Origin of the sequence: Pseudomonas sp. FSL R10-1350, from assembly GCF_009600525.1 — a bacterium.
GTDB classification, from domain to species: domain Bacteria; phylum Pseudomonadota; class Gammaproteobacteria; order Pseudomonadales; family Pseudomonadaceae; genus Aquipseudomonas; species Aquipseudomonas helleri.
In genome coordinates, this window is record NZ_WIVR01000032.1 from 1 (window position 1) to 23,911 (window position 23,911).

Genomic DNA, 23,911 nt, shown 5'->3' on the forward strand with positions numbered 1-23,911 from the left:
TCGTTAACTGTTCGCTATGTCTCCGAACAAAGTGTTCGCTATGTCCCCGGTCCATACACTCCCGAAGGAGAGGGAACTGATTGGGGGATGCTGTCGATTATCGGTGGCCTGTTTGCTACGCCAGCGCGGCGTAGAGGACGGGGCGACAGCTCCTGCACGGTTTTGCCTTCGCGTGAATTATTTCGGTTGCAAACGCCAGCCCAAAACATTCAGCAGATCGCAACCGTCACGCAGCAATATCATTGCGGTGGTGGCTAACTGTTTAAGATCAATGGCATCGGCGTCTTGAACTTCGCGACTGGAGAAGGTTTCCATCATTTGGGTCACAGCCAGTACGCGGGCGGTGGCATTGGCGTGCAATACGTCGAGAGGGGCGTTGCGATTGATGAGCAAAGCGGGGGTGAGGCAGTCGATGGCGGTAAGCGGGATGTAAGTCAATTCGTTCATAAGTGCTGCTCCTAAACTCTTCATTCAGGCCACTCACTTTTCGTCGCCAAACAAAAAATGGGTGGCTACCGTGCGCGGGTTGGCGAACCGGGAGAATTTAGGAAACAACCGGCAGACCCGAAGATCTCCCACGCACAGTAGCCATAAAGCATTGCGAGCAAAATACACGCTTAGCCCAATACAACAACCATTAGGTTTCCAAAATTCAATCTCCAGGTCGCCAAACCCGGTCGCCCTTTTAGGCGAACGCTGACTATAGGCGCCACGGCGCAATGGCAGCAATTGACAATGCTGTGCGAATAATCCGGCAATTTTGTGGGCACCAAAAATCTGCAACACCACCGTCTACAGGCTTTGTGCGTGCTGCGCACTGGCCGCACGGTAGGCCGCCGGGCCGACGCCGTAGACTTTTTTGAACTGGCGGCTCAAATGGCTTTGGTCGGCAAAACCCAGTTGTGTAGCGACTTGCAGCGGTAAGCAGCCTTGTTGCAACAATCCGCGGGCATGGGCGATGCGTTGTTGCATCAGCCAGGTGTGGGGCGGCATGCCGGTAGCGCGCTGGAACACGCGGGCAAAGTGGAACGGCGACAAGTTGACCGCCGCCGCCAGTTCTTCCAGCGAGGGCGGTTCCGCCAGTCGCGATTGCAGCAGCTCTTTGGCCTGGCGCACCGCCCGGTGTTCCACGCCCGGCTTGCCCGGCATCGGCAGGCGGGCATGACGATTGAGCAGGGCAAGCATCATTTGCCGCCAGAGCGTTTGCTGATGCAGCGCCGACTCCGGGCCTTCCAGCAAATGATGCAGTTGCTGCAACCCGTGGAACAGCTCCGGGTCGTGCAGCAGGGTGTCGTTGAAGGTGGGCAGGTGGGTGCCGGGCAGGTTCAACTCTTCCAGCAGGCTTTGGATCTGCTCGTTGTCCGGGTAGAACGCGCGGTAGCGCCAACCGGCATCGTGGCCTTTGTGGCCGTTATGCACTTCGTCCGGGTTGATCAACACCAGTGTGCCGGTGCCGGCCAGATGCTCTGCACCCCGATAGCGATAACGCTGGGCGCCGTCCATGATCATGCCGATCACAAAACCATCATGCACATGGGGCACAAAGCGGTGTTCGATGTAGCGCGCGGTGAGCAATTCGACGCCGGTCAGCGGCGCCGTTTGCCAAAAATGGATGGACTCACCTTGCTCCACCTTCATTACGCAGACTCAGGCTTGAGGCTGGCCAACCACTGTGGAATGCGCCGTTCCAGGTAGTACCTGGGCGTTCTCGGCGACCCTTCAACGAACCCCACATGGCCGCCCTTGGTGTGCAGCTCAAGTTCTGTACAGGCCGACAATTCGCTGGCTTCGGGGATGCTGTGTTTGAACACAAACGGATCGTCCTCGGACTGGATGATCAGCGTGGGCGTTTCAATGGCGCCCAGGAAGTAGCGGCTGGAGGCGCGGCGGTAATAGTCGTCGACGCTCTGATAACCGTTGAGCGGCGCGGTGACCCGATCGTCGAACTCCCAAAAGGTGCGCAGTTTGCTCAGCGATTTGAGGGTGCCCAGCTTGGCCAGTGCGGCCAGCGCTTCGTGCTTGGCGTCGTGTTGAAACTGGCGCTGTTTGATTTTGACGTAGGCCACCATTTCACGCATGAAGTGCGCCTGGTACACCTTGGAGAAGCCCATGCCGATGCGGTCGGCGCACTGGTCGAGGCGAAACGGCACCGAAACCGCGACGCCACCTTGCAGGCCGCTGGCGCTGCCCGATTCGCCCAGGTATTTAAGCAGCACGTTGCCGCCCAGCGAGTACCCCACGGCATAGATCGGCGCCAGCGGGTAGCGCGCCCGCAAATGCGCAACGGTTGCGGCCAGGTCTTCACTGGCACCGGAGTGGTAACTGCGTGCCAGCAGGTTGGGCTCCCCCGAACACCCGCGCCAGTTCAGGGCCACGCTGGCCCAGCCCTGTTTTGCCAGGGCGCTTTGCTGGCCTGCGATGTAGTGCGAAGCCGAGGAGCCGGTCAGGCCATGCAGCACCAGCACCAGCGGTTCATGGGCTGACGGCGTGCCGTGCCAGTCGAGGTCGAGAAAGTCGCCATCTTCGAGCCACAGGCGCTCGCGTTGATGTTCAACAACAGGTTTGGTGCGCCACAGCGGCCCCCACAGCGTTTGCAAATGAGGGTTGCCGAGGCCAGAAGCTGGTGTGAACAGTTCTACGGGTAACGCAGGGGAAGCGAGGGCGCGCACTTAAGTTCTCAGTCGGTGACAGGTATCAGAAAGTGCTTAAGTTGCCACAACGCGGCCTGCGGCCCAAGCAGTGTGTGTTGTGCGGTGCTCATCCAATTGGTCGAATTGCACAGCGGCTGTCCGTTGTTCTCACTCATGCTGACCTCGGGCAGAGCTTGCTGGGCAACGCTGGGGCCGAGTGTGAGGGTGACCCAGGCATCGGCGTTCATGTGCCGGTTCATGGCGGCTTTTATCTGTCCGGCGGTCATTTTCTGGATCTCGGTTATTGTGTGAGTGAAGTCCAGGGTCTGGTCGAAACGGTTGATGTCCTCCAGTTCCTTGAGCAGGTTCCTGTTGGTCGCGAGCAGTTGTGGCAGCGCCTGACGCAGGTATTTCTTGATGCTGTCCAGCTGCTCTTGCGTGGGCCCATCCTTGAGGAACTGCTCAAACAGCGTTTTGGCATGGGCCAAGGCCTGCTCACTGTAGTGGGGCGGCGTATTGAACTGGGTGATCCAGGCCGTGGCGCCTTGGGCATGTTCGATATCGGACTGCACTCCGTAGGTGACGCTGTGTTTCTCGCGTAGTTGATTATTTAAAACGCCATTGAACATCACATTGGCTACCTGCAGGGCCAGTGAATCCGGGTGCTGATTGGGCACAACATTGTGTGCCATGACCAGCAAGGTCTGGCTCGTGCTGTCTTCAATGTGCAGGGTTCTGCCAGTGTTGACCTGAGTGACAAACCTTTGCGGCGCGGGCAGCGCCGGCCCTTGCGGCAGCGCGTCGGCTAAGGTTTGGCTGAGTAATTTGGCTTGCTCGGGCGTGAGGTCGCCGACGATCACCATTTGGGCGTTGGCTGCGGTATAGGCCCGCTGAAAAAAACTGCGAACCTGCGCGGCTTGTATGCGTTGAAGGCTGTCGTGGGTGCCGTTGACTGATCGCGATAACGGCTGACCGGGGTACAGTTCTGCGCGAATGTTGGCCAGCGCTCGCGCCTCCCCGAGGATGTCCTCAAGCGTGAGGTCTGCCTGCAAGGATCGCCTTATTCGAGACAAGTTCTGCTCGCTGAAAGAGCGCTGTGTCAGGGTTTCGGTAAACAGGCTCAGCACCGGGGCAAGCACCTCGGGTGCGCTCAGGCTTCTGAGGGTCAGGTAGCTTTGCTCGGCATTGATCCCGTGGGTTATTAGCGCGCCGTAACGGTTAAACCCGCGGGCGATCTCGTCGGCAGGTTTGCGCGCCGAATCGACGCTGAACAGGGCCTGGGTCATGGCCGCCAGCCCCGGTGTTTCGCCATCGTAATAACTGCCCGCGGCAAAGCTGATTTTCAGGTCGACCATGGGCAAATGATGATTTTCCACAAACAGCACGCGGCTGCCTTGCTTGAGTGTCCATGACTGGATGCTGGGCGCGTGGGGCACGCTTGCGGGTTCTTTAAGTTCGCGCAGCGATTGCAACGGTAATGTGGGGCCGGGCATGTCTGCTGCACGCACGTAACAGCCCGCCGCCAAAAAAATGCCCGACAGTGCGAACAGACAGACGAGGGTGCCGCGTGCGATACGTTGGGCATTATTCATGAGCTGACTCCTCAGGCAGCGCGTAGCTGGTGATTAACCGGTCTGCGACCAGAAAGGTCTGCGCTGTGCGTTGAATGTCTTGCGGGGTGATGGCGTTCAAGGCATCGAGCCGTGCCTGTTCGGTGCGCCAGGACAGCCCGGCCATTTCCAGCATGCCAATCTGCAGGGCGCGGTTTTGCGGCTCATCCTGGTCGAAAACGCGCCGTGCCGTGATCTGAGTCCGCGCGCGTTCGAGGTCTTCAAGGCTTGGCGGGGCGGTTTTCAATGAGTCGATAATGGCCAGAATCCGTGTCTGGAGCGCCTTGAGCGTTTCAAGCGAAGCGGTTGTTTCGAGGTTGGGCAGCACGCTGATGTTGAACAGCTCATCGCCGAGACTGACCGCCTGGTAATGAACGGTGGTGGTGTCTGCCAGGCCTTCCTTGCGCACCAATAACGACTCGAACAGCGAGCTGTTTGCGCCGCCCAGCATTTCGGAAATCAGCTCCAGTGCCGGTGCTGTTCGCGGGTCTGTTTGAGTGGCGAGGCTCGGCACATTGAAGGCCATGTACAGCACGGGTATTTGCTGGGGGATGTAGTGCGTGATGCTGCGCTCGCCGGGCATCGTCAGGTCGATGGGGGTTGAGCTGTAGGGCAGCGCCCGGCGGGCAATAGGGCCGAAATACCGCTCGGCCAGTTGTTTGACCTGCTGGAGGGTGATGTCACCGACGACCACCAGCACCGCGTTGTTGGGGGCATACCAGCGTTGATACCAGCGCTTTACCTCTTCGGTTTGCAGGCGGTCCAGATCATGTCGCCAGCCAATGATCGGGTTGCCTGCTGCGCTGGCTGGCAGGGCCAGGCGCCGGGGGACTTCGATGGCGCGCTTGATGGGGTGGTGATCAGAGGCTTCGGTGCGCTCGTTTTTGATGATTTCACGTTCGCCGCTCCAAACCGTCGCAGACAGGTGAGCCGTGCTCATTTGGTCCGCCAGCATTTCAAAGCTGACACCCAGCGCATGCGGGGGCACGGTGTGGAAAAACAGCGTGGCGTCATTCAGGGTCATGGCATTTTGGCTGCCGCCCAGATTCTGCAAAATATGGCCTGACTCGCCTGTGCAGAGCTTGCTGCTGCCATTGAACAGCATGTGCTCCACCGCATGGGACACGCCGGTTTGGCCCGGCTCTTCCTGATTTGACCCGATGCGATACCACAAGTGGGTCAGCACCAGGCTGGCGTTGTGGTCTTCGTAAACAATGATTTTGAGCCCGTTATCGAGTGTGAACTCATGAATGGGCGGTGGGCTGCTGGCCGATGCCAGCAGAGGATGGAGCATGACGCCGAGCAGCAGCCCGGCGATGAGTCTTTTCATGGTGGGTGTCCTGACGAGGGTTCGTCAGGACAGGTTGCGGTAAACCCGGGCGGCAGGTGCGTTACATAAGTACGCAATACGCTCAGGGCTGAACGGCTGACAAGGGGCGTTGTTCGACCGTTGGGCCGAGGCTTGCGACCTTCCATTTATCGGCCCTGGAGTAACGATTGATGGCGTCTTTGATGTCTTGTCGCGACAGCTTTTGGGCGTTTATGACCAGCGCGTCGAAATTGCGGGGCAGGTCGTGGGCCCCCATAAGCAGCAACTGTTGAACCATTTGTGCATTGCTGGCGCTGGTCAGCGGCAAGTTGCCTGCCAACCGTCGTTTGACGGCGACCAGTTCCTCTTCGGTGGGGCCGTCGCGCAGCCACTCGGCAAACAGCGTTTTGACCAGCGCGAGGGTGGCATCCTGCTGATCGGGGGCGGTTTGCAGGCTGATGGTCCAGGGCCCGCCTGCTTGCCAGAGCGGTATAAAGGCTGAGGCGGCGTAGCTCAGCCCGCGCGTGTGGCGCAGCTCATTGATCAGACGGCTGCTGTTGGAACCGCCGAATATCAAGCTGGCCACTTGCAACGCCACGTAATCCGGGTGGTTCGCCGGTACGCTCGGCTGCGCCAGCATGATCAAGGTCTGGCTGTAGGGGGCTTCGAGGTGTGTGTGGCCGGGCGGTGATGTCAGGTCCATGGCCAGTTCAACAGGCGCCAGTGCGGGGCCTTGGGGCAGGGCCTGGCTGATCGCGATGCTCAGGTCTGTGGCTTCATCATTTGAAATGTCCCCCACGATGACCAGCAGCGCGTTGGCCGCGGTGTAGGCGTTTTGATGAAAGCCCCGGACTTTCCCGGCGTCTATCAAGGCCAGACTCTGGGCGTTGCCTTCGACGGGGCGGGCGTAAGGGTGATTGCCATACACCTGTGCATGCAGCGTCTGTTGCAGACGCGCTGTCGGGTTTTGCTGTACCAGCCCGATGGCATTGAGCGCCGACGCTTTGGCCCGCTCGACGGCGTCAGGGGCAAAAGCGGGCTGTGCGATCAGCCGCGTGAACAGGTCAATCGCCGCCTTGCGTGTCTCGCCGTCACTCAGTGTGCGCAGGGTTAACCGTGCTTCATCCTTGTCTACTGACGCCGTCAGTTGTGCGCCCAATTGATCAAATGTCTCGGCGATAGCCTTGGCGTCCATGCCTTCAACGCCCTGGTTCAAGAGCTTCAAGGTCAGGTTCGCCAGCCCTGGTAAATCGCCATCACGGCTGCTGCCCGCCGAGAAACGCACGCTGATATCGACGATGGGCAGCGCGTGGGTCTCAATAAAAAGCACGCGGGTGCGTTCGTGGGTCGCATAGGCACGAATGCTCAGCGGGCGAGCTGCAATTTGACTGTCATCCAGGGTTTGCAAACTCTGCAAGGCCGTTGTTGGGCCTTCTGTTGCCTGTGCCTGAGCGTTCAGGCAAAGGCTCAGCAGCAGGGTGGCAATAAGTGCCAATGGCACCAAAGGGTGGCGTGTCAACGTGAAGGCATTAGTCATGTTTTTTCTCCGGCCTTGGCATGTAGGCGGCGCTGAAGCGGTTTTCGGTGAGGTAGGTTGTGGCCAATTGCTGGATGTCAGCAGGCGTCAGGGTTTGCAGGGCTAGTTCCTGTGCGTCGAGGGTCGACCAGGGCAGCCCGATGCTTTCCAATTCACCTATTTCGCTGGCCTGCTTCTCGATCTGGTCGTGGGCGTACAGGCGTTTGGTGATGATCCTGCGCTTGGCGCGGTCCAGCGTTTGCGCACTGACCGGGGCGGCTTTGAGCGCTTTGAGCTGTGTCCAGATCAAGGCTTCAACCGCCTCCGGTGACTCGGTGCGTGACGGACTGATTTCGGCCCAGATCCTGAGCAGGCCATCGCCCCGGTTCAGCAGGTCGTAATGGGAGTACGTCCCGGCCAGCACGCCTTGTTGATGCATCAGGCTGGCTTTGATGAGCGAGCTGTCGCTGCTGGCCAGCAGTTCGTTGAGCAGTAACAGGCCAAAGGCGGTTTGCGGGTCTTGTGCGGTGTTTAAACTGGGCACATTAAAGGCCATCACCAGCTTTGCATTGGGGCTGGGCAAGCGAAGGTGCAGCCCGCGTCGGCCCAGATGGGTCAATTCAATGGGGCGCTTGACCGTGGGCAAGGGGCGCGCAGCGATTGCGCCGAACTGTTGCGTCACCAGTGCTTTGGCCTGCTCCAGCGTCACATCGCCGACGATGACCAGCACGGCATTGTTGGGTGCATACCAGTCTTGATACCACTGCATGAGCAGCGGGTTGTTCAGCCGGTTGATGTCATGCATCCAGCCCAGCACAGGGTTCTTGTAGGTACTGGCCACATGACCAATGGTTTTGACCCGCTCATTGAGCAAGTTCCACAGGTTGCTGTCGACTGTCGAACGGCGTTCTCTCTGGATGATCAGCCGTTCGATGTTTAATTGGGCGTCACTCCAGCGTGCGCTGACCATTTGGTCTGCAAGGATTTCGAGTGACACCGCAAGGCGGTTGGTGGCCTGCAACTGTGTGTAAAGCGTTGCATCGGGGCGCGTGATTGCGTTGGCGCTGACGCCCAGCGATTCAAGCACTTTTAAGGCTTCGCCCCGGGGCAGTTTGCTGCTGCCTTTGAAGACCATGTGTTCCAGAGCATGGGACAAGCCGGTTTGCCCTTCCTGCTCATAACTGGCGCCGACTTTGTACCAAAGCTGCGAGGCCACCACGGGAGCGCGGTGGTCCTCGCGAACAATGACCTTTAGGCCGTTGTCGAGGGTAAACGTGTGGGTAACCGGTGCCGCGTGGGCGCAGGCGGTCGCTGGCAACCACAAGGTGATTAGCCAGCGAAACAAAAGAGAGGATTTCATCCGCAAGGATCCTTGAGTGTTCTGTAAATAAGGTCAGAACAGGTTGGATCAAGGCGGGTACTGCTAGGCGGTATATACGTAGCGCGCCTGGGGCATTCGGGTATCAGTCTTCGCGCGGCAGGCTGTGTGCGACGCTCAGGCGCTCCGGGCTGAAGTAGCTGTTGGCCACGCGCTGGATGTCATCTGCCGTGACGTTGTGGATCTGCCCGGCTTCGCTGTCGATCAGCGTCCATGGCAGGTCGATGGCGGCCAGGTTGCCCAGGATCGAGGCTTGTATTTCGAGGGTGTCTTGTTCTTCCAGGCTTTCAAGGGCCTGCTGTTGGCCGTACTTCAAGGTCTCGGCATCCAGTGCATGGGTTTTGAGTGATTCCAGCAGTTGTTTGATTTCCAGCTCTACCTGTTGCACCGACAGCGAGGTGTCTACGCCCAGGGTGGCCGCCAGCAGGAAGAGGTCATCGTTGCGGCGATAGGCCGGAAGACGGCTGATCACGCTGGACAACGTGTGCTTGTCTTCAGACAAACGCAGTGGCAGCCATGCCTGCGGGCCTCTGGTCAGCAGGGCGCTGATCACTTGCAGGGCGCGGATGTCGCCGATGGCGCCCGGGGTTGCGAGGCTTGGCGTGTTAAAGGCCATTTGCAGCCGTGGCAGTGGCGTATCAAGACGTTGAACCAGCCTGCGTTCCTCGCCTGTAAACGAATGTGCGGGCTGCTCTGCCGGGGCAAAACCTTCGAAAGGTGCGAGGTCGGCAAACAGGTGCTGGATCAGCGGCTGGACGTCATCGAGCGCTATATCGCCTGCAATGACCAGAATCGAGTTGTTGGGTGCGTAGCCTTCTTCATGCCAACTCAGCACGTCGGCCACCGTGATGCGTGCAAGGTCGTCGACATTGCCGAATTTGTACACGGTGCGTGCCTGGGGAAAAATCAGCTCCTCGAATGTCGAGGTAATCCAGTAATCGGAGCTGAAGTACGGTTCGCTTTCTTCGAGCTTGCAGGCGTGTTTAATGCCTTTATCGAGGCGCTCCCGGGACAGGGTTTGAGGCTCCATTCGGGCAGCGAGCAATTGCAGCACGGTGGCAAGCTCGGCACTGGGTGCTTCGAGGCTGTAGGCGCTGAGGTGGTAATCGATCCAGCCATTGGCAGTGGCGCCGATTTTTCGCTCAAGGTCTTTGTCCTTGAAGGTCGCGCCACCGGCCAGGTACGCCAGCCCGCGCTGGTTTGCTCGTTCATGGTCGGTGCCCGCCTTGTGGAACAGCGAGGCGCAGATGCCTGGCGTACGGTGGTCCTGGCGCAGGATCACCTGCAGGCCGTTATCCAGTGTGTAGGCGTGAGTGGGTTTTTCAGCAGTAATGGTCATGTTTCACATTCCGTTGTTTTTGAACACGCCAGCCGATGTGCGGAGGCACACGGGGCGAATGATCAGTGAGAACGGACAGAATGCGATGGCGCAGGGCGCGGGGTGCGGTACATAGATAGAGCAAGGGTGTGTGCAATCGTTGCCGTAATGTGCGGCAACGATTGCACAGATCAGCGGCTGTTATTGCGCTGCGGGTGCCTGAACCGCATCGCGCTGCCACAGGGCGTAGTTCACTCCCCCGGCTTTTTGTTCACGGTGCAGACGCCAGTTGCCGGGCAAGCCCAACTCGGACGGGCGCAGCTCGCTTTCGGTGTAGATCCAGGCGTCATCTGTCAGCCAGCCACGCTGCTCCAGCAGGTCGCAGGCAGGCTTGAGCAGCTCTTTGTTAAACGGTGGGTCGAGGAACACCACGTCAAAGGTATCGCTCGGGGTCGCGTCCAGATAACGCAGGGCGTCCGTTTGCTGCACCTGGCCGGTGGTGCAGCGCAAGATGCCCATGTTTTCGCGGATGTTGGAGATGGCCTCACGGTTGCTGTCCAGGGCCAGGCCCTTGGCCGCACCGCGTGACAGGGCCTCCAGAAACAGTGCGCCGCTGCCGGCGAACACGTCCAGTACCCTGGCGCCCTGAATGTACGGTGCGAGCCAGTTGAACAGCGTTTCACGAACACGGTCTGGCGTTGGGCGCAGACCTTCTACATGGGGGAAGTCGAGTTTGCGACTGCGCCATTCCCCGGCAATGATGCGTAATTGACCTGCACCTGAGTGCGATGTGTTTTTTGGCTTTGCCATTAATGCTCCGGAACCCCAAGAGGTTGCTCTGAAGGTTTGTCGGTAGGAGGTGGCAGTGGTTTTTGCGGCACGGTTGGGCCGGCGGTCACTACGACCATTTTGTCGGCGCTCAAGTGCTTGCTCATGGCGTTCTTGACTTGCTCGGTGGTCAGAGTCTGGGACTGCTCGCGGAGTTTTTCCAGGTAATCCAACGGCAGGTCATAGAAGCCTATCGCGCCCAGTTGGCCGACGATGGCGGCGTTGCTGGCGGTCGACAGCGGGAAGCTGCCGGCAAACTCACGCTTGGCATCGTCGAGTTCTTTTTGTGTCGGGCCGTTTTTCAGGTAGTCAGCCAGGATGTCTTCGACCAGTTTGAGCGTGCCCTCGCTCAATTCGGCACGGGTTTGCAGATTGATCTGGAACGGGCCACGGGCCTCCATCGGGCTGAAGTTGGAGTACACGCCGTAGGTCAGGCCGCGTTTTTCACGCACTTCGGTCATCAGGCGCGTCCCGAAGCCACCGCCACCCAGAACCTTGTTGCCCAGCACCAGCGCCGGGTAGTCAGGGTCATCGCGGCCAACGCCCAGTTGGGCCAGCAGCAAGTGGGTCTGCTTGGACGGGAACTCGATGTGGTTGACGCCTGCTTTGGGCTCAACCGGCTCGGCGATCTTGGCCACGGCCGGGCCTTTTGGCAGGGCTGCTGACACTTGCGACGCCATGGCCTCGGCCTCGGCACGGGACAGGTCACCCACAATCGCAATCACCGCGTTACCTGCGGTGTAGGTCTTGTTGTGGAAGGCCTTGATCTGGTCGAGGGTAATGGCCGAGATGCTTTGCGCAGAGCCATCCGTTGGATGGGCGTACGGGTGGTTGCCGTACAGGCGGCTGAACAGCTCGTTGCTGGCCAGTTTGCCGGGGTTTTGTTTCTGGACTTCAAAACCGGCCAGCAGCTGGTTTTTGATCCGCGCCAGCGAGTCGGCCGGGAACGTCGGTTTGCCCACCACTTCAGCAAACAGATTGAGCGCCGGGGTGCGTTTGTCTTTATCGCTCAGGCTGCGCAACGAGGTGATGGCCATGTCGCGGTAGGCGCCATTGCCAAACGCTGCACCGAGGCCTTCAAAGCCTTGGGCAATGGCGCTGACGTCTTTGCCGGCCACGCCTTCATTAAGCATGGCGTTGGTCAGCACGGCGATGCCTGGCGTGTTGCCATCCTGGCTGCTGCCCGCCGCGAAGGTCAGGCTCAGGTCGAACATCGGCAATTCCCGGGCTTCGACGAACAGCACTTTGGAGCCTTCGGCGGTTTGCCAGGTCTGGATGTCCAGCTTGCGGTTGGTCGGCGCCTTACCGTCGAGTTCTGCCAGAGACTCAAGCTTGCGCTCGGTTTTGGCTGAATCCAGGGTTGGGCCGGCAACCGACTCGCTCGGGCTGATGAAGGAGTAGCCGAGTGCACCCACCAGAACCGCCGTGGTCAGGGCCAGCAGGGCGAAGCGTGGACCTTTACGCTCACTCATGGGTTTTCTCCTCGGGCAGTACGTGCGCAACGCTCAGACGGTCGCGAGTGAAATAGGTGCGTGCGGCCTGCTGAATATCGGCCGGGGTGACTTTTTGCAGGTCAGCCAGTTCGCTGTCCATCAGCTTCCAAGACAGACCGACGGTTTCCAGTTGGCCAATCGAGGTGGCCTGGTAGGTAATGGAGTCGCGCTCGTACACCAGGTTGGCAATGACTTGAGCGCGCACACGCTCGAGTTCTTCGGCTGACGGCGGGGTCTTTTTCAGGTCGTCCAGCAGGCGCCATACACCGGCTTCCGTCTGGGCCAGGGTGACTTTTTTCTGGCTGTTAGGCATGGCTGTAATCAGGAACAGGCTGTCGCCACGGGTGAAGGCGTTGTAGTTGGACGAGGCGCCCGACACCAACTCCTCTTTGCGCTCAAGCTGCGAGGACATGCGCGCGCTGTAGCCGCCGTCCAGCAGCGCCGCGATCAGGCGCAGCGCGTTGGCGCTGAGCGGGTCTTTGGCGGTTGCGATACTCGGCACGTTGAAAGCCATCATCAGGCTAGGCAGTTGGGTCTGCACGTTGATCTTGAGCAGGCGCTCGCCGGGCGTGGCCAGTTCAAGCGGCACTTTGGCAATCGGGATGTCACGTTTTGGCACCGGGCCAAAGTAGCGCTGGGCCAAGGCTTTGACTTCATCCGGGGTTACGTCGCCGACTACCACCAAGGTGGCGTTGTTGGGGGCGTACCACTCTTCGTACCAGGCGCGCAGTTCGGCAACGTTCATGCGCTCCAGGTCAACCATCCAGCCGATGGTGGGTGTGTGGTAGCCGCTGGACGGGTAGGCCATGGCGCTGAAAATTTCGTACGCCTTGCTCATCGGCTGGTCGTCGGTGCGCAGGCGACGCTCTTCTTTAATCACCTCGATTTCGCGCTTGAACTCTTCGGGCGGCAGGCGAAGGCTGGCCATGCGGTCGGCTTCGAGCTCAAAGGCAACGCCCAGGCGGTCGCGGGCCAACACCTGGTAATACGCGGTGTAATCATCGCTGGTGAAGGCGTTTTCCTGGGCGCCGAGGTCGCGCAGGATCAACGAGGCTTCACCGGGTCCGACTTTATTGCTGCCTTTGAACATCATGTGCTCAAGGGCGTGGGACAGGCCGGTCTTGCCGGGCGTCTCGTAACTGGAACCGACTTTGTACCAGACCTGCGAGACCACCACGGGTGCGCGGTGGTCTTCGCGCACGATGACCTTAAGGCCATTGTCCAGACGGAACTCATGGGTGGGTTGCGCATCGGCGGCAAAGGCCGATAGCGGGAGCAAAACGGTGCTGAGCAACAGGCCAGCAGCGCAGCGGGCGAGATGATTCATTCGTTTTTAAACCTGTTGGGCTGCCCGCTTGGCCTTAGCGTCTGCGGGGGAGGAGGTGCTAGGATACTGATCCGTTTTACTGGCGGCCACGCCTATCAAGCCCGCCACGATCAGACAACCTGTGATCGGGCAGTATAGGAGCCGACTTGGAAGTGTGGAGGTATCCCGGTAAATTTCCTTTTTTTGCCGTATTTCCCGTTCCATGTCCGAGATAAGACGAAGTTATAGAGGTGTTTCTTTACACCCTGAATAAGCTGTGTGCGAACGAGCTGACAAAAAAACAGTCTTTTTCACACCGAATATTATTTGCCGGGGCGCCACAGTGGCGCGTCGCTACGATGAGATAGCCGTCCTCCATGTTTGGTTCCAACGACGACAAGAAGAACCCAGCTGCGGCTGGCGAGAAGAAAGGCCTGTTCGGATGGCTGCGCAGAAAACCGCAGGAAACCGTCGTTGAACAGCCAGCGCCTGCGCCTGAAGTCACCCCCGAGCCGTTGATCGAAGCCACACCGGTGGTGGTCGAGCCCGTGTCAGAAGTGGTCGCTGCCCCTGTGGTTGAAGCGGCCAAACCTGAGCCATGGCCGCCGTTGCCGGTGCCCGAGGAGCCGGTTGCCCTGGTCGAAGACGTGGAAGCGCCGCACATCGTGCCGCCGATTCCAGAGCCAGAGCCTGTGGTTGCGGTGGTTGAAGTCGTTGAGCCGGTGCTTGAGGTGGTTGAGACCCTGCCTGAGCCTGAGCCGGTTGCTCCAGCTCCAGCTCCAGCACCTGTTGCCGCTCCGGTTGCCGTGGTGGCTGCACCTGCGCCCGTGGTCCAGCCGCCTGCACCTGCTCCTGTGGCAGAAGCCAAAGTTGGTTTCTTTGCCCGCCTCAAACAAGGTTTGTCCAAAACCAGCGCCAGCATTGGCGAAGGCATGGCCAGCCTGTTCCTCGGCAAAAAAGTCATTGATGACGACCTGCTGGACGAAATCGAAACCCGTTTGCTGACGGCCGACGTGGGCGTTGAAGCGACCTCGGTGATCATCAAAAACCTGACGCAGAAGGTCGCGCGCAAGCAACTGACCGACGCCGACGCGCTGTACAAGTCGTTGCAGGACGAGCTGGCCGCCATGCTCAAGCCGGTTGAGCAGCCACTGAAAATCGAAGCCCGCAACAAGCCGTTTGTAATTTTGGTGGTCGGCGTCAACGGTGCGGGTAAAACCACCACCATTGGCAAGCTGGCGAAAAAACTGCAACTGGAAGGCAAAAAAGTCATGCTGGCGGCCGGTGATACCTTCCGTGCCGCAGCGGTCGAGCAGTTGCAGGTCTGGGGCGAGCGTAACCAGATCCCGGTGATCGCCCAGCACACGGGCGCCGACTCGGCCTCGGTGATCTTTGACGCGGTGCAAGCCGCCAAGGCGCGGGGCATCGACGTGTTGATCGCCGACACCGCTGGTCGTCTGCACACCAAAGACAACCTGATGGAAGAACTGAAAAAAGTCCGCCGGGTGATCGGCAAGCTCGACGAAGAGGCGCCGCACGAAGTGCTGCTGGTGCTCGACGCCGGTACCGGGCAAAACGCTATCAACCAGGCCAAGCAGTTTAACCAGACCGTAGCCTTGACCGGCCTGGCGCTGACTAAGCTCGACGGCACGGCCAAAGGCGGGGTGATCTTCGCCCTGGCCAAGCAGTTCAACATCCCGATCCGCTTTATCGGCGTCGGTGAAGGCATCGATGATTTGCGTACCTTTGAGTCCGAACCTTTTGTTCAGGCTCTGTTTGCGGAGCGGGAGCGTCCATGATTCGTTTCGAGCAGGTCGGTAAACGCTATCCAAATGGACACGTGGGCCTGCACGAGCTGAGCTTCCGGGTCCGGCGCGGCGAGTTTCTGTTTGTCACCGGCCACTCCGGCGCGGGCAAAAGCACGCTGTTGCGGCTGTTGCTGGCGATGGAGCGCCCTACCAGCGGCAAATTGCTGCTGGCGGGCCAGGACCTGAGCCAGATCAGCAACGCGCAGATTCCTTTTTTGCGTCGCCAGATCGGCGTGGTCTTCCAGAACCACCAGTTGCTGTTTGATCGCACGGTGTTCAACAACGTCGCGCTGCCGTTGCAGATTCTGGGCTTGTCCAAGCCGGAAATTGCCAAGCGCGTCGACTCCGCGCTGGACCGCGTGTCGCTGTCGGACAAAGCCGAGCTGTACCCTGGCGACTTGTCCACCGGCCAACAACAACGCGTCGGCATTGCCCGAGCCATCGTCCATCGTCCAGCCTTGCTGCTGGCAGATGAACCTACCGGCAACCTCGACCCGCGTTTGGCGGCGGAAATTATGGGCGTATTTGAAGACATCAACCGTTTGGGCACCAGCGTACTGATCGCCAGCCACGACCTGGCACTGATCGCGCGCATGCGCCACCGTATGCTGACCTTGCAGCGTGGCCGATTGATTGGCGACGGGGAGGCCGGGCAATGAGTGCCACTCGCAGTTCCAAGGTGTCCGAGCGTGTGGCACCCAAGGCGGCCGATCCACAGCCGCCGAAAAAGAAAAAACACGACGAAGACGACGGCCCCAGCTTTGGGATGTTGTTCCACGCCTGGGTCGAGTCGCACCGCGCCAGTCTGCTGGACAGCTTGCGCCGCTTGGGCAAGCAGCCGATTGGCAGCTTTTTTACCTGTTTGGTGATGGCCGTCGCGCTGAGCTTGCCGATGGGCTTGTCGCTGTTGCTGAACAACGTCGAGCGCCTGGGCGGTTCATGGCAGCGCGCTGCGCAAATTTCGCTGTACCTGCAAATGGATGCCAGCAACTCGCAGGGCGAACAATTAAGCAATCAGATAAAAGGTATGCCGGGGGTCGCGGACGCTGAATTCATCAGCCGCGAAAAGGCTCTGGATGAGTTCCAGCAGCAGTCTGGCTTGGGCGAAGCGCTCAAAGAGCTGCCGGACAACCCGTTGCCGGGCGTGGTGCTGGTGACCCCCAATGAGGTCGATAAAGCCACCCTTGAAGCCCTGCGCGAACGACTTTCCGAGTTGCCGAAAGTGCAACAGGCGCAACTTGATCTAGTCTGGGTCGAACGCTTGGCGGCGATCCTCAAGCTGGGTGACCGTTTTGTGTTCGGTTTGACCGTTTTGCTGGTCTCGGCGTTGCTGCTGGTGATCGGTAACACCATTCGTCTGCACATCGAGAACCGTCGGATCGAAATTGAAGTGATCAAGCTGGTCGGTGGTACAGACAGCTACGTGCGTAGGCCGTTTCTGTACATGGGCGCGCTTTACGGGTTTGGCGCCGGGATTCTTTCCTGGGGGGTGTTGGCATTCGGTTTGAACTGGCTCAACGACGCGGTTGTCGGGCTGGCGGGATTGTATGGCAGCGATTTTGCGCTGGCCGGAGTGCCGGTAGCCGATGGTCTGTCGCTATTGCTTGGCGCGGTGCTGTTAGGGTATATCGGTGCATGGATTGCAGTCGCACGTCACTTACGTGAGCTTTCGCCTAAGTAATTGCTTTATACATGTTGACCTTTTCAGCTTTTTTCGGAACTTTTTTCACAGTTTCCGGTCAACTTTCGCAGTGCTGAACTGCACGAGTTATGTGAGACGGAGGTTTATTCGTATGACCACTTCTTTGCAACCTGCGTATGCGTTGGTCCCCGGTGCGAACCTGGAGGCCTATGTCAACACGGTGAACAGCATTCCACTGCTGACACCTGAGCAGGAGCGTGAACTGGCCGAGAGTCTCTACTATGAGCAGGATTTGGGGGCGGCTCGGCAGATGGTGCTCGCCCACCTGCGTTTTGTTGTACACATTGCCCGTAGTTACTCGGGTTATGGCCTGGCTCAGGCAGACCTGATCCAGGAAGGTAACGTCGGCCTGATGAAGGCGGTCAAACGCTTCAACCCCGAAATGGGTGTGCGTCTGGTGTCGTTCGCCGTGCACTGGATCAAGGCAGAGATCCACGAGTTCATTCTGCGTAACTGGCGGATCGTGAAAGTCGCGACCACCAAGGCGCAGCGCAAACTGTTCTTCAACCTGCGCAGCCAGAAAAAACGTCTGGCCTGGCTGAACAACGAAGAAGTCCATCGCGTGGCTGAAAGCCTGGGCGTAGAGCCTCGCGAAGTGCGCGAAATGGAAAGCCGCCTGACCGGTCAGGACATGGCCTTTGATCCGGCAGCAGAAGCTGACGACGACAGTGCATTCCAGTCGCCAGCCAACTACCTGGAAGACCACCGGTACGATCCGGCGCGTCAACTGGAAGATGCTGACTGGACCGACAACTCCAACACCAACCTGCACGAAGCGCTGGAAGTGTTGGACGACCGTAGCCGTGACATTCTGTATCAGCGCTGGTTGGCTGAAGAGAAAGCCACGCTGCACGACCTGGCGCAAAAGTACAACGTGTCTGCAGAGCGTATTCGTCAGCTGGAAAAAAGCGCGATGAACAAGCTCAAACTCTCGATCGCCGCTTAACGCGACTGTCAAAAAACGCCCCGATCTGATCGGGGCGTTTTTGTTTGTGGGCAAATACCCTGTAGGAGCGAGCTTGCCTCGCGATCTTTTGATCTTGATCTAAGACGCCTCTCACCACGCCTCTCCCGAAGGAGAGGGAACCGATTGGGGGATGCTAGAGATAGTCGGTAGCCTGTTTGCTGCGCGACAGCGCGGCGTCGAAGACGGTGCGGCAGTTCCAGTTGGTTTACTCCGCCCAGGGCTTGTCGCTGCGGGAGGTGTTCAGGGTGGTGAGGTAATTGTCGCCGCCCAATTGGCGCATTTGCTGGCGAATCCAGGCAGCGCGGCTGGCCACGTAGGGCGTCGGGTGGCTGGCGCTCCAGTTACGCGGGTTGGGCAATACGGCGGCCAGCTGGCTGGCCTGCTGGCGCGAGAGGTTTTTGGCGTCGACGCCAAAGTGATGCTGTGCCGCGGCCTGTGCGCCAAACACCCCTTCATCCCATTCGGCGCTATTGAGGTACACCTCAAGGATCCGCTGCTTGGGCCACAACAGCTCAATCAACCCGGTAAACCAGGCTTCGAGCCCTTTGCGCAGCCAACTGCGGCCCGACCACAAAAACAGGTTTTTCGACACCTGCTGGCTCAGCGTGCTGGCGCCGCGCACGGTGCCGCCCTTTTCGTTATGCACGAACGCCGCCCTGATCGCGCTGAAGTCAAAGCCCCAGTGCTCGGCGAATTTCTGATCTTCGCCGGCAATCACCGCGACTTTCAGCTCGTTGGAGATGTCATCCCAGGGCCGCCAGCTGCGTTGCAGGTCAATGGGCTGGCCGTCGAACCACGATTCAACCTTGCGCTCGACCATCAGCGCGGTGCCCGGCGGCGGCACCCAGCGGAAAATCAGCACCAGCAACGCACTGCCCGCTGCAAACCACAGCAGGGCTTTAAGGACGCGATGTAGAAGATTACGCAGCATAGATGGCTTGGCCGAACCCGTTGAGCGGGCCATTATACAGACCCTGCGCTATTCGATGACCCTGAAGGGAGTGAACCATGTTGCGTGTTTTCCTGATGTTGGCCGCCTTCTTTGGCTTTACCGGCGTTGCCCTCGGCGCATTCGCGGCCCATGGCCTGAAAGGCCGCCTGAGTGAGCAATACCTGGCTATTTTTCATACCGGCGTGACCTATCAACTGGTCCACGCTCTGGCCTTGATCGGCGTCGCGCTGCTGGCAACGCAACTGCAAAGCCGGCTGGTGACGTGGGCCGGTATCTGTTTTGCGCTGGGCATTGTGCTGTTCTCCGGCAGTTTGTACGTGCTGACAATGACCGGCATCAGCAAGCTGGGGATGATTACCCCCATCGGTGGCCTCGGCTTTTTGGCGGGCTGGTTATGCCTGGGGCTGGCCGCCTGGCGCGTTAGTTAAGTCTGTAGGACGAATGGCTTGGGTCGCCCTGACTGATCGGGCTAGAATGCTGACCCCTAAAAATGATGGCAGCGTCGCGCATGCACATTCAGTTGAACGGTGAATCCTTTGAACTGCCGGACGGCGAGACCGTCGCTGGCTTGTTGGCCCTCCAGGAACTGACAGGCCGTCGTGTCGCCGTCGAGCTTAACCTGGACATCGTGCCGCGCAGCCAGCATGGCGAAACGGTGCTCAAAGAAGGCGATCAGGTCGAAGTGGTTCATGCCATCGGTGGCGGCTAGTCACCTGGCCCCGCTTCACTCCTGTCCACAGTGCACACAATCAGAAGAGGATTCCCGATGAGCAATGTTCGCAGCGACAAGCCTTTCGTGTTGGCCGGCCGTACGTACCAGTCGCGTTTGCTGGTAGGCACCGGCAAATACCGTGACCTGGAAGAAACCCGCCTGGCCATCGAAGCCTCGGGCGCAGAAATCGTCACCGTCGCTGTGCGTCGTACCAACATCGGGCAAAACCCCGGCGAGCCGAACCTGCTCGACGTGTTGCCGCCAGATCGCTACACCATCCTGCCGAACACCGCCGGGTGCTACGACGCGGTTGAAGCCGTGCGTACCTGCCGACTGGCCCGTGAGCTGCTCGACGGCCACAACCTGGTCAAACTTGAAGTGCTGGCAGACCAGAAAACCCTGTTCCCGAACGTGATCGAAACCCTCAAGGCCGCCGAAGTGCTGGTCCAGGACGGTTTTGACGTGATGGTGTACACCAGCGATGACCCGATCATCGCCCGCGAGCTTGAAGCCATGGGCTGCATCGCGGTCATGCCGCTGGCGGGCCTGATCGGCACGGGGTTGGGCATCTGCAACCCGTACAACCTGCGGATCATTCTGGAAGAAGCGAAAATCCCGGTGCTGGTGGACGCGGGCGTAGGCACTGCCTCCGACGCCACCATCGCCATGGAAATGGGCTGCGAAGCCGTGCTGATGAACTCAGCCATCGCCAACGCCCAGCATCCAATCATCATGGCCGAAGCCATGAAGCACGCCATTGTGGCGGGCCGTCTGGCGTATCTGGCCGGGCGCATGCCGAAAAAACTCTATGCCAGCGCCTCCTCGCCGCTGGATGGTCTGATCAAGTAAGAGCCACTGATGACTGAATCACTCGACACCCCAACCCTGGAAGAAGGCGACGACCGCCAGCACCGCCGCATCAAGAGCTTTGTGATGCGTGCCGGGCGCATGACCGAAGGCCAGCAACGCGGCCTGGATCAAGGCGCGCCGCTGTACGTGCTGCCGCTGGCCGATGCGCCGGTCGATTACGACCAGGTGTTTGGTCGCTCGGCCCCGCGCACCTTGGAAATCGGCTTCGGCATGGGTCACTCCCTGCTGGAAATGGCGGCGGCTTCGCCTGAGCAAGACTTCATCGGCGTCGAGGTTCACCGTCCGGGTGTGGGCGCGCTGCTTAACGGCGTGCTGACCCAGGGCCTGACTAACCTGCGGGTATACGACTGCGACGCGATCGAAGTCCTGACCCGCTGCGTGGCTGACAACAGCCTCGACCGCCTGCTGCTGTTCTTCCCGGACCCATGGCACAAGAGCCGTCACCACAAGCGCCGCATCGTCCAGGCATCGTTTGCCGAACTGGTGCGTTCCAAGCTGAAAGTGGGTGGCGTGCTGCACATGGCGACCGACTGGGAACCGTATGCCGAGTACATGCTGGAAGTCATGAACGTCGCGCCGGGTTACCGCAACCTGGCCGAAGACGGCCAGTGCGTCCCGCGCCCGGCCGAGCGCCCGGTGACCAAATTCGAACGCCGTGGCGAACGTCTTGGGCATGGCGTGTGGGATTTGAAGTTCGAGAAGTTGGCGTAAACGTTAAATCTGAGGCAGCTGGCTTGCCAGCTCCCATAGTCGTATTACGTGCCAGAAACCTCGTAGCAGTTGCCGAGCTCCGCGAGGCTACGTCCGACGACGCAGTCGTCGTAAATGGGTTGCCACGGTGCTTCAGTTAGATCTGGCATTCAGCATTTACGATCGCTACGCAATCGGACGCAGCCTCGCGGAGCTCGGCAGCTGCTACGGATGGTTTATGCGGGGTTATCCGCGGCGATCTGCGACTACGCCGATCAACACCAGTACTACCAACAACACCGGCGCAAGGCTGTAGTTGTTGAATTGGCTCAGGCCGCGCTCAACCCATGGGGTGGCGTAGATCAGGGCGGCGCCGCTGCCGATCAGGCACAGCAGGGCCATCAAGGGAACGCGCAAGGCACCGGCGATGCTGCCCAGACGCTGTTCGACCCACCCTTTAAAGTCCGCACCAAACAGCACCAGCAGGCAGCCAATCAGGGCCAGGGATATCTCGGAGAGATGGCTGCGGCTCCAGCGTGACACGGTGGCAAGCAGGTCAAGTACCAAGTCCATTCGCGTTCCTTAGATCAGAAAGTGCTGTAACAAGTCGTTGAGAAACAACTGCCCTCGGGCGGTCGCCGCCAAGCGTGTCGGTTCGACCTGCAATAAGCCGCTTTGTTCTGCCGCCTGCCGTCCCTCATTCAAACTCTGAAGGGGCAAACCGGTGCGCTGCGGGTAGAGCGATGAGTCGACGCCGTCGGTAAGACGCAAGGCGTTCATTAGAAACTCAAAAGGTAGCTCTTCCGCTGTCAGGGTTTTCTCACCGGCTTGAAAGTTTTTGGCTGGATTGAGGTAGTCCTTTGGAAGACGGGTCTTCCAGGTGCGGACGATTCGGCCATCAGGATGGCTCAATTTCCCATGAGCGCCAGCGCCAATACCGATAAAGTCACCAAAGCTCCAGTAGTTCAGGTTGTGCCGCGCCGGGCGACCCGGCTGGGCGTAGGCCGACACTTCGTATTGGGCGTAGCCGTGTTCGGCGAGCAACGCCTGGCCCGCTTCCTGGATGTCCCACAAGGTGTCGTCTTCGGGCAAATCAGGCGGCTTGTTCCAGAACACCGTGTTGGGTTCCAGCGTCAGTTGATACCACGACAGATGTGTCGGTTTGAGGGCAATGGCCTGGCGCAGGTCGCTCAGGGCGTCTTCCAGGCTCTGATCGGGCAAACCGTGCATCAAGTCGAGGTTGAAGTTATCAAAGCCCGCCTGACGCGCCATCCCGGCGGCGCGCACGGCTTCGTCACCGTTGTGGATACGGCCCAGTGCCTGGAGTTTTTCTTGCTGAAAACTCTGGATGCCAATCGACAGGCGATTGATCCCCAGTTGGCGGTAGGCCACAAACTTTTCTTGCTCAAATGTGCCGGGGTTGGCTTCGAGGGTGATTTCGATGTCGCTGGCAAACGGGATGCGCGCTTCGACCCCCTTGAGCAAGCGGCCCAGCGCCTGGGCGCTGAACAGGCTCGGCGTGCCGCCGCCAAAAAAGATCGAGCTCAGCTCGCGGCCATAGACCGCGTGCAGGTCTTGATCGAGGTCGGCCAGCAGCGCGTCGACGTATTCTTCTTCGGGCAACACCGGGCTTGCAGTGTGCGAGTTGAAGTCGCAGTACGGGCATTTGCGCACGCACCACGGAATATGGATGTAGAGCGACAGGGGTGGCAGTTGCGTCAGCGGCGCGCGCGGCGCCTGCTGAGTAAAGCCAGCCGCACCCAGATAGAGCGGCTGTGAAGGGGTGTCATGGGTCATTTCAGGCCCAAACGCTGACGCAGCAAGTCCATGGCGCGGGCGCGGTGGCTCAACTGGTTTTTCTCGGCCGGGCTGAGTTCAGCGCTGGAGCAGTTGCGCTCCGGCACCCAAAACAGCGGGTCGTAACCAAAACCGTGCTCGCCGCTGGCCGCGTGCAGGATGCGGCCGTGCCACAAGCCTTCGCAGATAATTGGCAGCGGGTCGTCAGCGTGGCGTACCAGCGCCAGCACGCACACAAATTGCGCGCCGCGCTCGGCTTCTGGCACGTCTTTCAAGGCGTCGAGCAGCTTGGCGTTGTTCGCCGCATCGCCTTTGCCGTCGGCATAACGGGCCGAGTAAATGCCCGGTGCGCCCCCGAGAAAGTCCACCGCCAGCCCCGAGTCGTCTGCCAGTGCCGGCAAGCCCGAGATACGTGCCGCGTTGCGCGCTTTAAGAATCGCGTTTTCAACGAACGACAAGCCGGTTTCATCCGGCTCAACGCTGCTGAATTCTCCAATCGAGCGCAACTGCACCGACTCGCCGAGCATGGCCTGAAGTTCTTTGAGTTTGCCGGCGTTGTGGCTAGCCAAAACCAGTTGCGTAAGGTTAATCATTGGAGCGGAGCGACCTCTTGGGAAAATTCGATGTCTTTGGTTTCACCGTTGACCTTAAGCTCAATGGCGAACACATAGACTTTAGCGGGCTGGACCGGGAACTGGGCGAAGTAATCAATCGCCCCCTGGTCATTGATCACCTGTTTGAAGGTGAGCGGTTTAGCTTTTTTATCACCAGTTTCGCGGTAAGTGCCCTTGATCGTGCTGGCTATTTTTTGATCATCTTTGGACAGGTTGAAGTTCAGCGCACCCAGTTGGTCACTGCGTTGCAGGCCGTACCTGGCGGTGATCTCAGGGCTCAGGAAGTTGGTCATGAAGGCGTTGTAGTTCACCACGGTGCCGCCCACCTGGGTGGCCCCCGCAGCCATCGCCTGAACGGCGAAGCACATCGACAGCAGCAGTAATCCAATCCGACCCATAGCCCTTCTCCTT

24 protein-coding genes are annotated in these 23,911 nt (G+C 59.6%); 8 read left to right on the plus strand and 16 right to left on the minus strand.

Going from position 1 to position 23,911, the window contains the following annotated elements:
* Positions 1-177 precede the first annotated feature (177 nt).
* From GHO25_RS15105 to GHO25_RS15155, 11 genes are all read right to left on the minus strand, one after another.
* The gene (locus tag GHO25_RS15105) at positions 178-447 is read right to left on the minus strand and encodes a short-chain dehydrogenase (protein WP_153391133.1); all 270 of its coding nucleotides are present in this window, start codon (positions 445-447) and stop codon (positions 178-180) included.
* A 345-nt stretch (positions 448-792) separates the two neighbouring features.
* Positions 793-1,638, minus strand: a complete 846-nt coding sequence (locus GHO25_RS15110; protein ID WP_153391134.1) for an AraC family transcriptional regulator — start codon at positions 1,636-1,638, stop codon at positions 793-795.
* On the minus strand, positions 1,638-2,669 hold the full coding sequence (locus GHO25_RS15115; RefSeq protein ID WP_178110101.1) for a hydrolase: 1,032 nt from the start codon (positions 2,667-2,669) through the stop codon (positions 1,638-1,640). The genes GHO25_RS15110 and GHO25_RS15115 overlap by 1 nt, the downstream gene beginning before the upstream one ends.
* An 8-nt stretch (positions 2,670-2,677) precedes the next feature.
* Positions 2,678-4,222 carry a pitrilysin family protein gene (locus tag GHO25_RS15120; RefSeq protein WP_153391135.1) on the minus strand — a complete coding sequence of 515 codons (1,545 nt, stop codon included), beginning with the start codon at positions 4,220-4,222 and terminating at the stop codon, positions 2,678-2,680.
* Entirely contained in the window at positions 4,215-5,570 is a 1,356-nt protein-coding gene (locus tag GHO25_RS15125; protein WP_153391136.1) for a pitrilysin family protein, read from the minus strand. Before GHO25_RS15125 ends, GHO25_RS15120 begins: the two co-directional genes overlap by 8 nt.
* A gap of 82 nt (positions 5,571-5,652) precedes the next feature.
* The gene (locus GHO25_RS15130; RefSeq protein ID WP_153391137.1) at positions 5,653-7,086 is read right to left on the minus strand and encodes a pitrilysin family protein; all 1,434 of its coding nucleotides are present in this window, start codon (positions 7,084-7,086) and stop codon (positions 5,653-5,655) included.
* Positions 7,079-8,425, minus strand: a complete 1,347-nt coding sequence (locus tag GHO25_RS15135) for a pitrilysin family protein (RefSeq protein WP_048370997.1) — start codon at positions 8,423-8,425, stop codon at positions 7,079-7,081. Before GHO25_RS15135 ends, GHO25_RS15130 begins: the two co-directional genes overlap by 8 nt.
* A gap of 103 nt (positions 8,426-8,528) precedes the next feature.
* Positions 8,529-9,782 carry a pitrilysin family protein gene (locus GHO25_RS15140; RefSeq protein ID WP_153391138.1) on the minus strand — a complete coding sequence of 418 codons (1,254 nt, stop codon included), beginning with the start codon at positions 9,780-9,782 and terminating at the stop codon, positions 8,529-8,531.
* Between the two features lie 180 nt (positions 9,783-9,962).
* Positions 9,963-10,571 (minus strand): 16S rRNA (guanine(966)-N(2))-methyltransferase RsmD, encoded by a 609-nt coding sequence (gene rsmD / locus GHO25_RS15145; protein WP_048385106.1) that lies wholly within the window; start codon positions 10,569-10,571, stop codon positions 9,963-9,965.
* On the minus strand, positions 10,571-12,061 hold the full coding sequence (locus GHO25_RS15150; RefSeq protein ID WP_153391139.1) for a pitrilysin family protein: 1,491 nt from the start codon (positions 12,059-12,061) through the stop codon (positions 10,571-10,573). Before GHO25_RS15150 ends, rsmD begins: the two co-directional genes overlap by 1 nt.
* Positions 12,054-13,409, minus strand: coding sequence for a pitrilysin family protein (locus tag GHO25_RS15155; protein ID WP_048370991.1), 1,356 nt, complete (start codon positions 13,407-13,409; stop codon positions 12,054-12,056). The genes GHO25_RS15150 and GHO25_RS15155 overlap by 8 nt, the downstream gene beginning before the upstream one ends.
* Before the next feature lie 356 nt (positions 13,410-13,765).
* Here GHO25_RS15155 and ftsY point away from each other — a divergent pair, with 356 nt between their 5' ends.
* The 4 genes from ftsY (at position 13,766) to rpoH (ending at position 17,844) form a co-directional block, all read left to right on the plus strand.
* A complete protein-coding gene (ftsY, locus tag GHO25_RS15160; protein ID WP_153391140.1) occupies positions 13,766-15,187 on the plus strand; it encodes a signal recognition particle-docking protein FtsY in 1,422 nt (473 codons plus the stop codon).
* Positions 15,184-15,855 (plus strand): cell division ATP-binding protein FtsE, encoded by a 672-nt coding sequence (gene ftsE / locus GHO25_RS15165; RefSeq protein ID WP_048370989.1) that lies wholly within the window; start codon positions 15,184-15,186, stop codon positions 15,853-15,855. The genes ftsY and ftsE overlap by 4 nt, the downstream gene beginning before the upstream one ends.
* Positions 15,852-16,877 (plus strand): permease-like cell division protein FtsX, encoded by a 1,026-nt coding sequence (gene ftsX, locus GHO25_RS15170; RefSeq protein WP_048370988.1) that lies wholly within the window; start codon positions 15,852-15,854, stop codon positions 16,875-16,877. Before ftsE ends, ftsX begins: the two co-directional genes overlap by 4 nt.
* Positions 16,878-16,989: 112 nt before the next feature.
* The gene (gene rpoH / locus GHO25_RS15175) at positions 16,990-17,844 is read left to right on the plus strand and encodes an RNA polymerase sigma factor RpoH (RefSeq protein WP_048370987.1); all 855 of its coding nucleotides are present in this window, start codon (positions 16,990-16,992) and stop codon (positions 17,842-17,844) included.
* Positions 17,845-18,070: 226 nt separating this feature from the next.
* On the opposite strand, the gene mtgA is transcribed toward rpoH, so the two are convergent.
* Positions 18,071-18,829: a monofunctional biosynthetic peptidoglycan transglycosylase gene (mtgA, locus tag GHO25_RS15180; protein ID WP_082148745.1), complete on the minus strand. Its 759-nt coding sequence runs from the start codon at positions 18,827-18,829 to the stop codon at positions 18,071-18,073.
* Positions 18,830-18,873: 44 nt separating this feature from the next.
* On the opposite strand from mtgA, the gene GHO25_RS15185 reads away from it, so the two are divergent.
* The 4 genes from GHO25_RS15185 (at position 18,874) to trmB (ending at position 21,110) form a co-directional block, all read left to right on the plus strand.
* Positions 18,874-19,245: a DUF423 domain-containing protein gene (locus GHO25_RS15185; RefSeq protein WP_048370985.1), complete on the plus strand. Its 372-nt coding sequence runs from the start codon at positions 18,874-18,876 to the stop codon at positions 19,243-19,245.
* Between the two features lie 80 nt (positions 19,246-19,325).
* Positions 19,326-19,526, plus strand: a complete 201-nt coding sequence (gene thiS / locus GHO25_RS15190) for a sulfur carrier protein ThiS (RefSeq protein ID WP_048371198.1) — start codon at positions 19,326-19,328, stop codon at positions 19,524-19,526.
* 57 nt (positions 19,527-19,583) lie between these two features.
* A complete protein-coding gene (locus tag GHO25_RS15195) occupies positions 19,584-20,378 on the plus strand; it encodes a thiazole synthase (RefSeq protein ID WP_153367941.1) in 795 nt (264 codons plus the stop codon).
* Between the two features lie 9 nt (positions 20,379-20,387).
* Positions 20,388-21,110: a tRNA (guanosine(46)-N7)-methyltransferase TrmB gene (gene trmB, locus GHO25_RS15200; RefSeq protein ID WP_048370979.1), complete on the plus strand. Its 723-nt coding sequence runs from the start codon at positions 20,388-20,390 to the stop codon at positions 21,108-21,110.
* A 225-nt stretch (positions 21,111-21,335) separates the two neighbouring features.
* Here trmB and GHO25_RS15205 read toward each other — a convergent pair whose 3' ends face one another.
* The 4 genes from GHO25_RS15205 to GHO25_RS15220 are packed head-to-tail and all read right to left on the minus strand — an operon-like array spanning position 21,336 to position 23,898.
* On the minus strand, positions 21,336-21,662 hold the full coding sequence (locus GHO25_RS15205) for a DUF3392 domain-containing protein (protein ID WP_019409176.1): 327 nt from the start codon (positions 21,660-21,662) through the stop codon (positions 21,336-21,338).
* Positions 21,663-21,671: 9 nt separating this feature from the next.
* On the minus strand, positions 21,672-22,886 hold the full coding sequence (hemW, locus tag GHO25_RS15210; protein ID WP_153327157.1) for a radical SAM family heme chaperone HemW: 1,215 nt from the start codon (positions 22,884-22,886) through the stop codon (positions 21,672-21,674).
* Entirely contained in the window at positions 22,883-23,479 is a 597-nt protein-coding gene (gene rdgB, locus GHO25_RS15215) for an RdgB/HAM1 family non-canonical purine NTP pyrophosphatase (RefSeq protein WP_048370975.1), read from the minus strand. The genes hemW and rdgB overlap by 4 nt, the downstream gene beginning before the upstream one ends.
* The gene (locus tag GHO25_RS15220; protein WP_048370974.1) at positions 23,476-23,898 is read right to left on the minus strand and encodes a DUF4426 domain-containing protein; all 423 of its coding nucleotides are present in this window, start codon (positions 23,896-23,898) and stop codon (positions 23,476-23,478) included. The genes rdgB and GHO25_RS15220 overlap by 4 nt, the downstream gene beginning before the upstream one ends.
* Between the last annotated feature and the right edge of the window lie 13 nt (positions 23,899-23,911).

Coding starts and splice junctions, on each gene's coding strand:
- GHO25_RS15105 (WP_153391133.1), bottom strand. CDS start 447: ATGAACGAATTGACTTACATCCCGCTTACCGCCATCGACTGCCTCACC.
- GHO25_RS15110 (WP_153391134.1), bottom strand. CDS start 1,638: ATGAAGGTGGAGCAAGGTGAGTCCATCCATTTTTGGCAAACGGCGCCG.
- GHO25_RS15120 (WP_153391135.1), bottom strand. CDS start 4,222: ATGAATAATGCCCAACGTATCGCACGCGGCACCCTCGTCTGTCTGTTC.
- GHO25_RS15125 (WP_153391136.1), bottom strand. CDS start 5,570: ATGAAAAGACTCATCGCCGGGCTGCTGCTCGGCGTCATGCTCCATCCT.
- GHO25_RS15130 (WP_153391137.1), bottom strand. CDS start 7,086: ATGACTAATGCCTTCACGTTGACACGCCACCCTTTGGTGCCATTGGCA.
- GHO25_RS15135 (WP_048370997.1), bottom strand. CDS start 8,425: ATGAAATCCTCTCTTTTGTTTCGCTGGCTAATCACCTTGTGGTTGCCA.
- GHO25_RS15140 (WP_153391138.1), bottom strand. CDS start 9,782: ATGACCATTACTGCTGAAAAACCCACTCACGCCTACACACTGGATAAC.
- rsmD (WP_048385106.1), bottom strand. CDS start 10,571: ATGGCAAAGCCAAAAAACACATCGCACTCAGGTGCAGGTCAATTACGC.
- GHO25_RS15150 (WP_153391139.1), bottom strand. CDS start 12,061: ATGAGTGAGCGTAAAGGTCCACGCTTCGCCCTGCTGGCCCTGACCACG.
- GHO25_RS15155 (WP_048370991.1), bottom strand. CDS start 13,409: ATGAATCATCTCGCCCGCTGCGCTGCTGGCCTGTTGCTCAGCACCGTT.
- ftsY (WP_153391140.1), top strand. CDS start 13,766: ATGTTTGGTTCCAACGACGACAAGAAGAACCCAGCTGCGGCTGGCGAG.
- ftsE (WP_048370989.1), top strand. CDS start 15,184: ATGATTCGTTTCGAGCAGGTCGGTAAACGCTATCCAAATGGACACGTG.
- ftsX (WP_048370988.1), top strand. CDS start 15,852: ATGAGTGCCACTCGCAGTTCCAAGGTGTCCGAGCGTGTGGCACCCAAG.
- rpoH (WP_048370987.1), top strand. CDS start 16,990: ATGACCACTTCTTTGCAACCTGCGTATGCGTTGGTCCCCGGTGCGAAC.
- mtgA (WP_082148745.1), bottom strand. CDS start 18,829: ATGGCCCGCTCAACGGGTTCGGCCAAGCCATCTATGCTGCGTAATCTT.
- GHO25_RS15185 (WP_048370985.1), top strand. CDS start 18,874: ATGTTGCGTGTTTTCCTGATGTTGGCCGCCTTCTTTGGCTTTACCGGC.
- thiS (WP_048371198.1), top strand. CDS start 19,326: ATGCACATTCAGTTGAACGGTGAATCCTTTGAACTGCCGGACGGCGAG.
- GHO25_RS15195 (WP_153367941.1), top strand. CDS start 19,584: ATGAGCAATGTTCGCAGCGACAAGCCTTTCGTGTTGGCCGGCCGTACG.
- trmB (WP_048370979.1), top strand. CDS start 20,388: ATGACTGAATCACTCGACACCCCAACCCTGGAAGAAGGCGACGACCGC.
- GHO25_RS15205 (WP_019409176.1), bottom strand. CDS start 21,662: ATGGACTTGGTACTTGACCTGCTTGCCACCGTGTCACGCTGGAGCCGC.
- hemW (WP_153327157.1), bottom strand. CDS start 22,886: ATGACCCATGACACCCCTTCACAGCCGCTCTATCTGGGTGCGGCTGGC.
- rdgB (WP_048370975.1), bottom strand. CDS start 23,479: ATGATTAACCTTACGCAACTGGTTTTGGCTAGCCACAACGCCGGCAAA.
- GHO25_RS15220 (WP_048370974.1), bottom strand. CDS start 23,898: ATGGGTCGGATTGGATTACTGCTGCTGTCGATGTGCTTCGCCGTTCAG.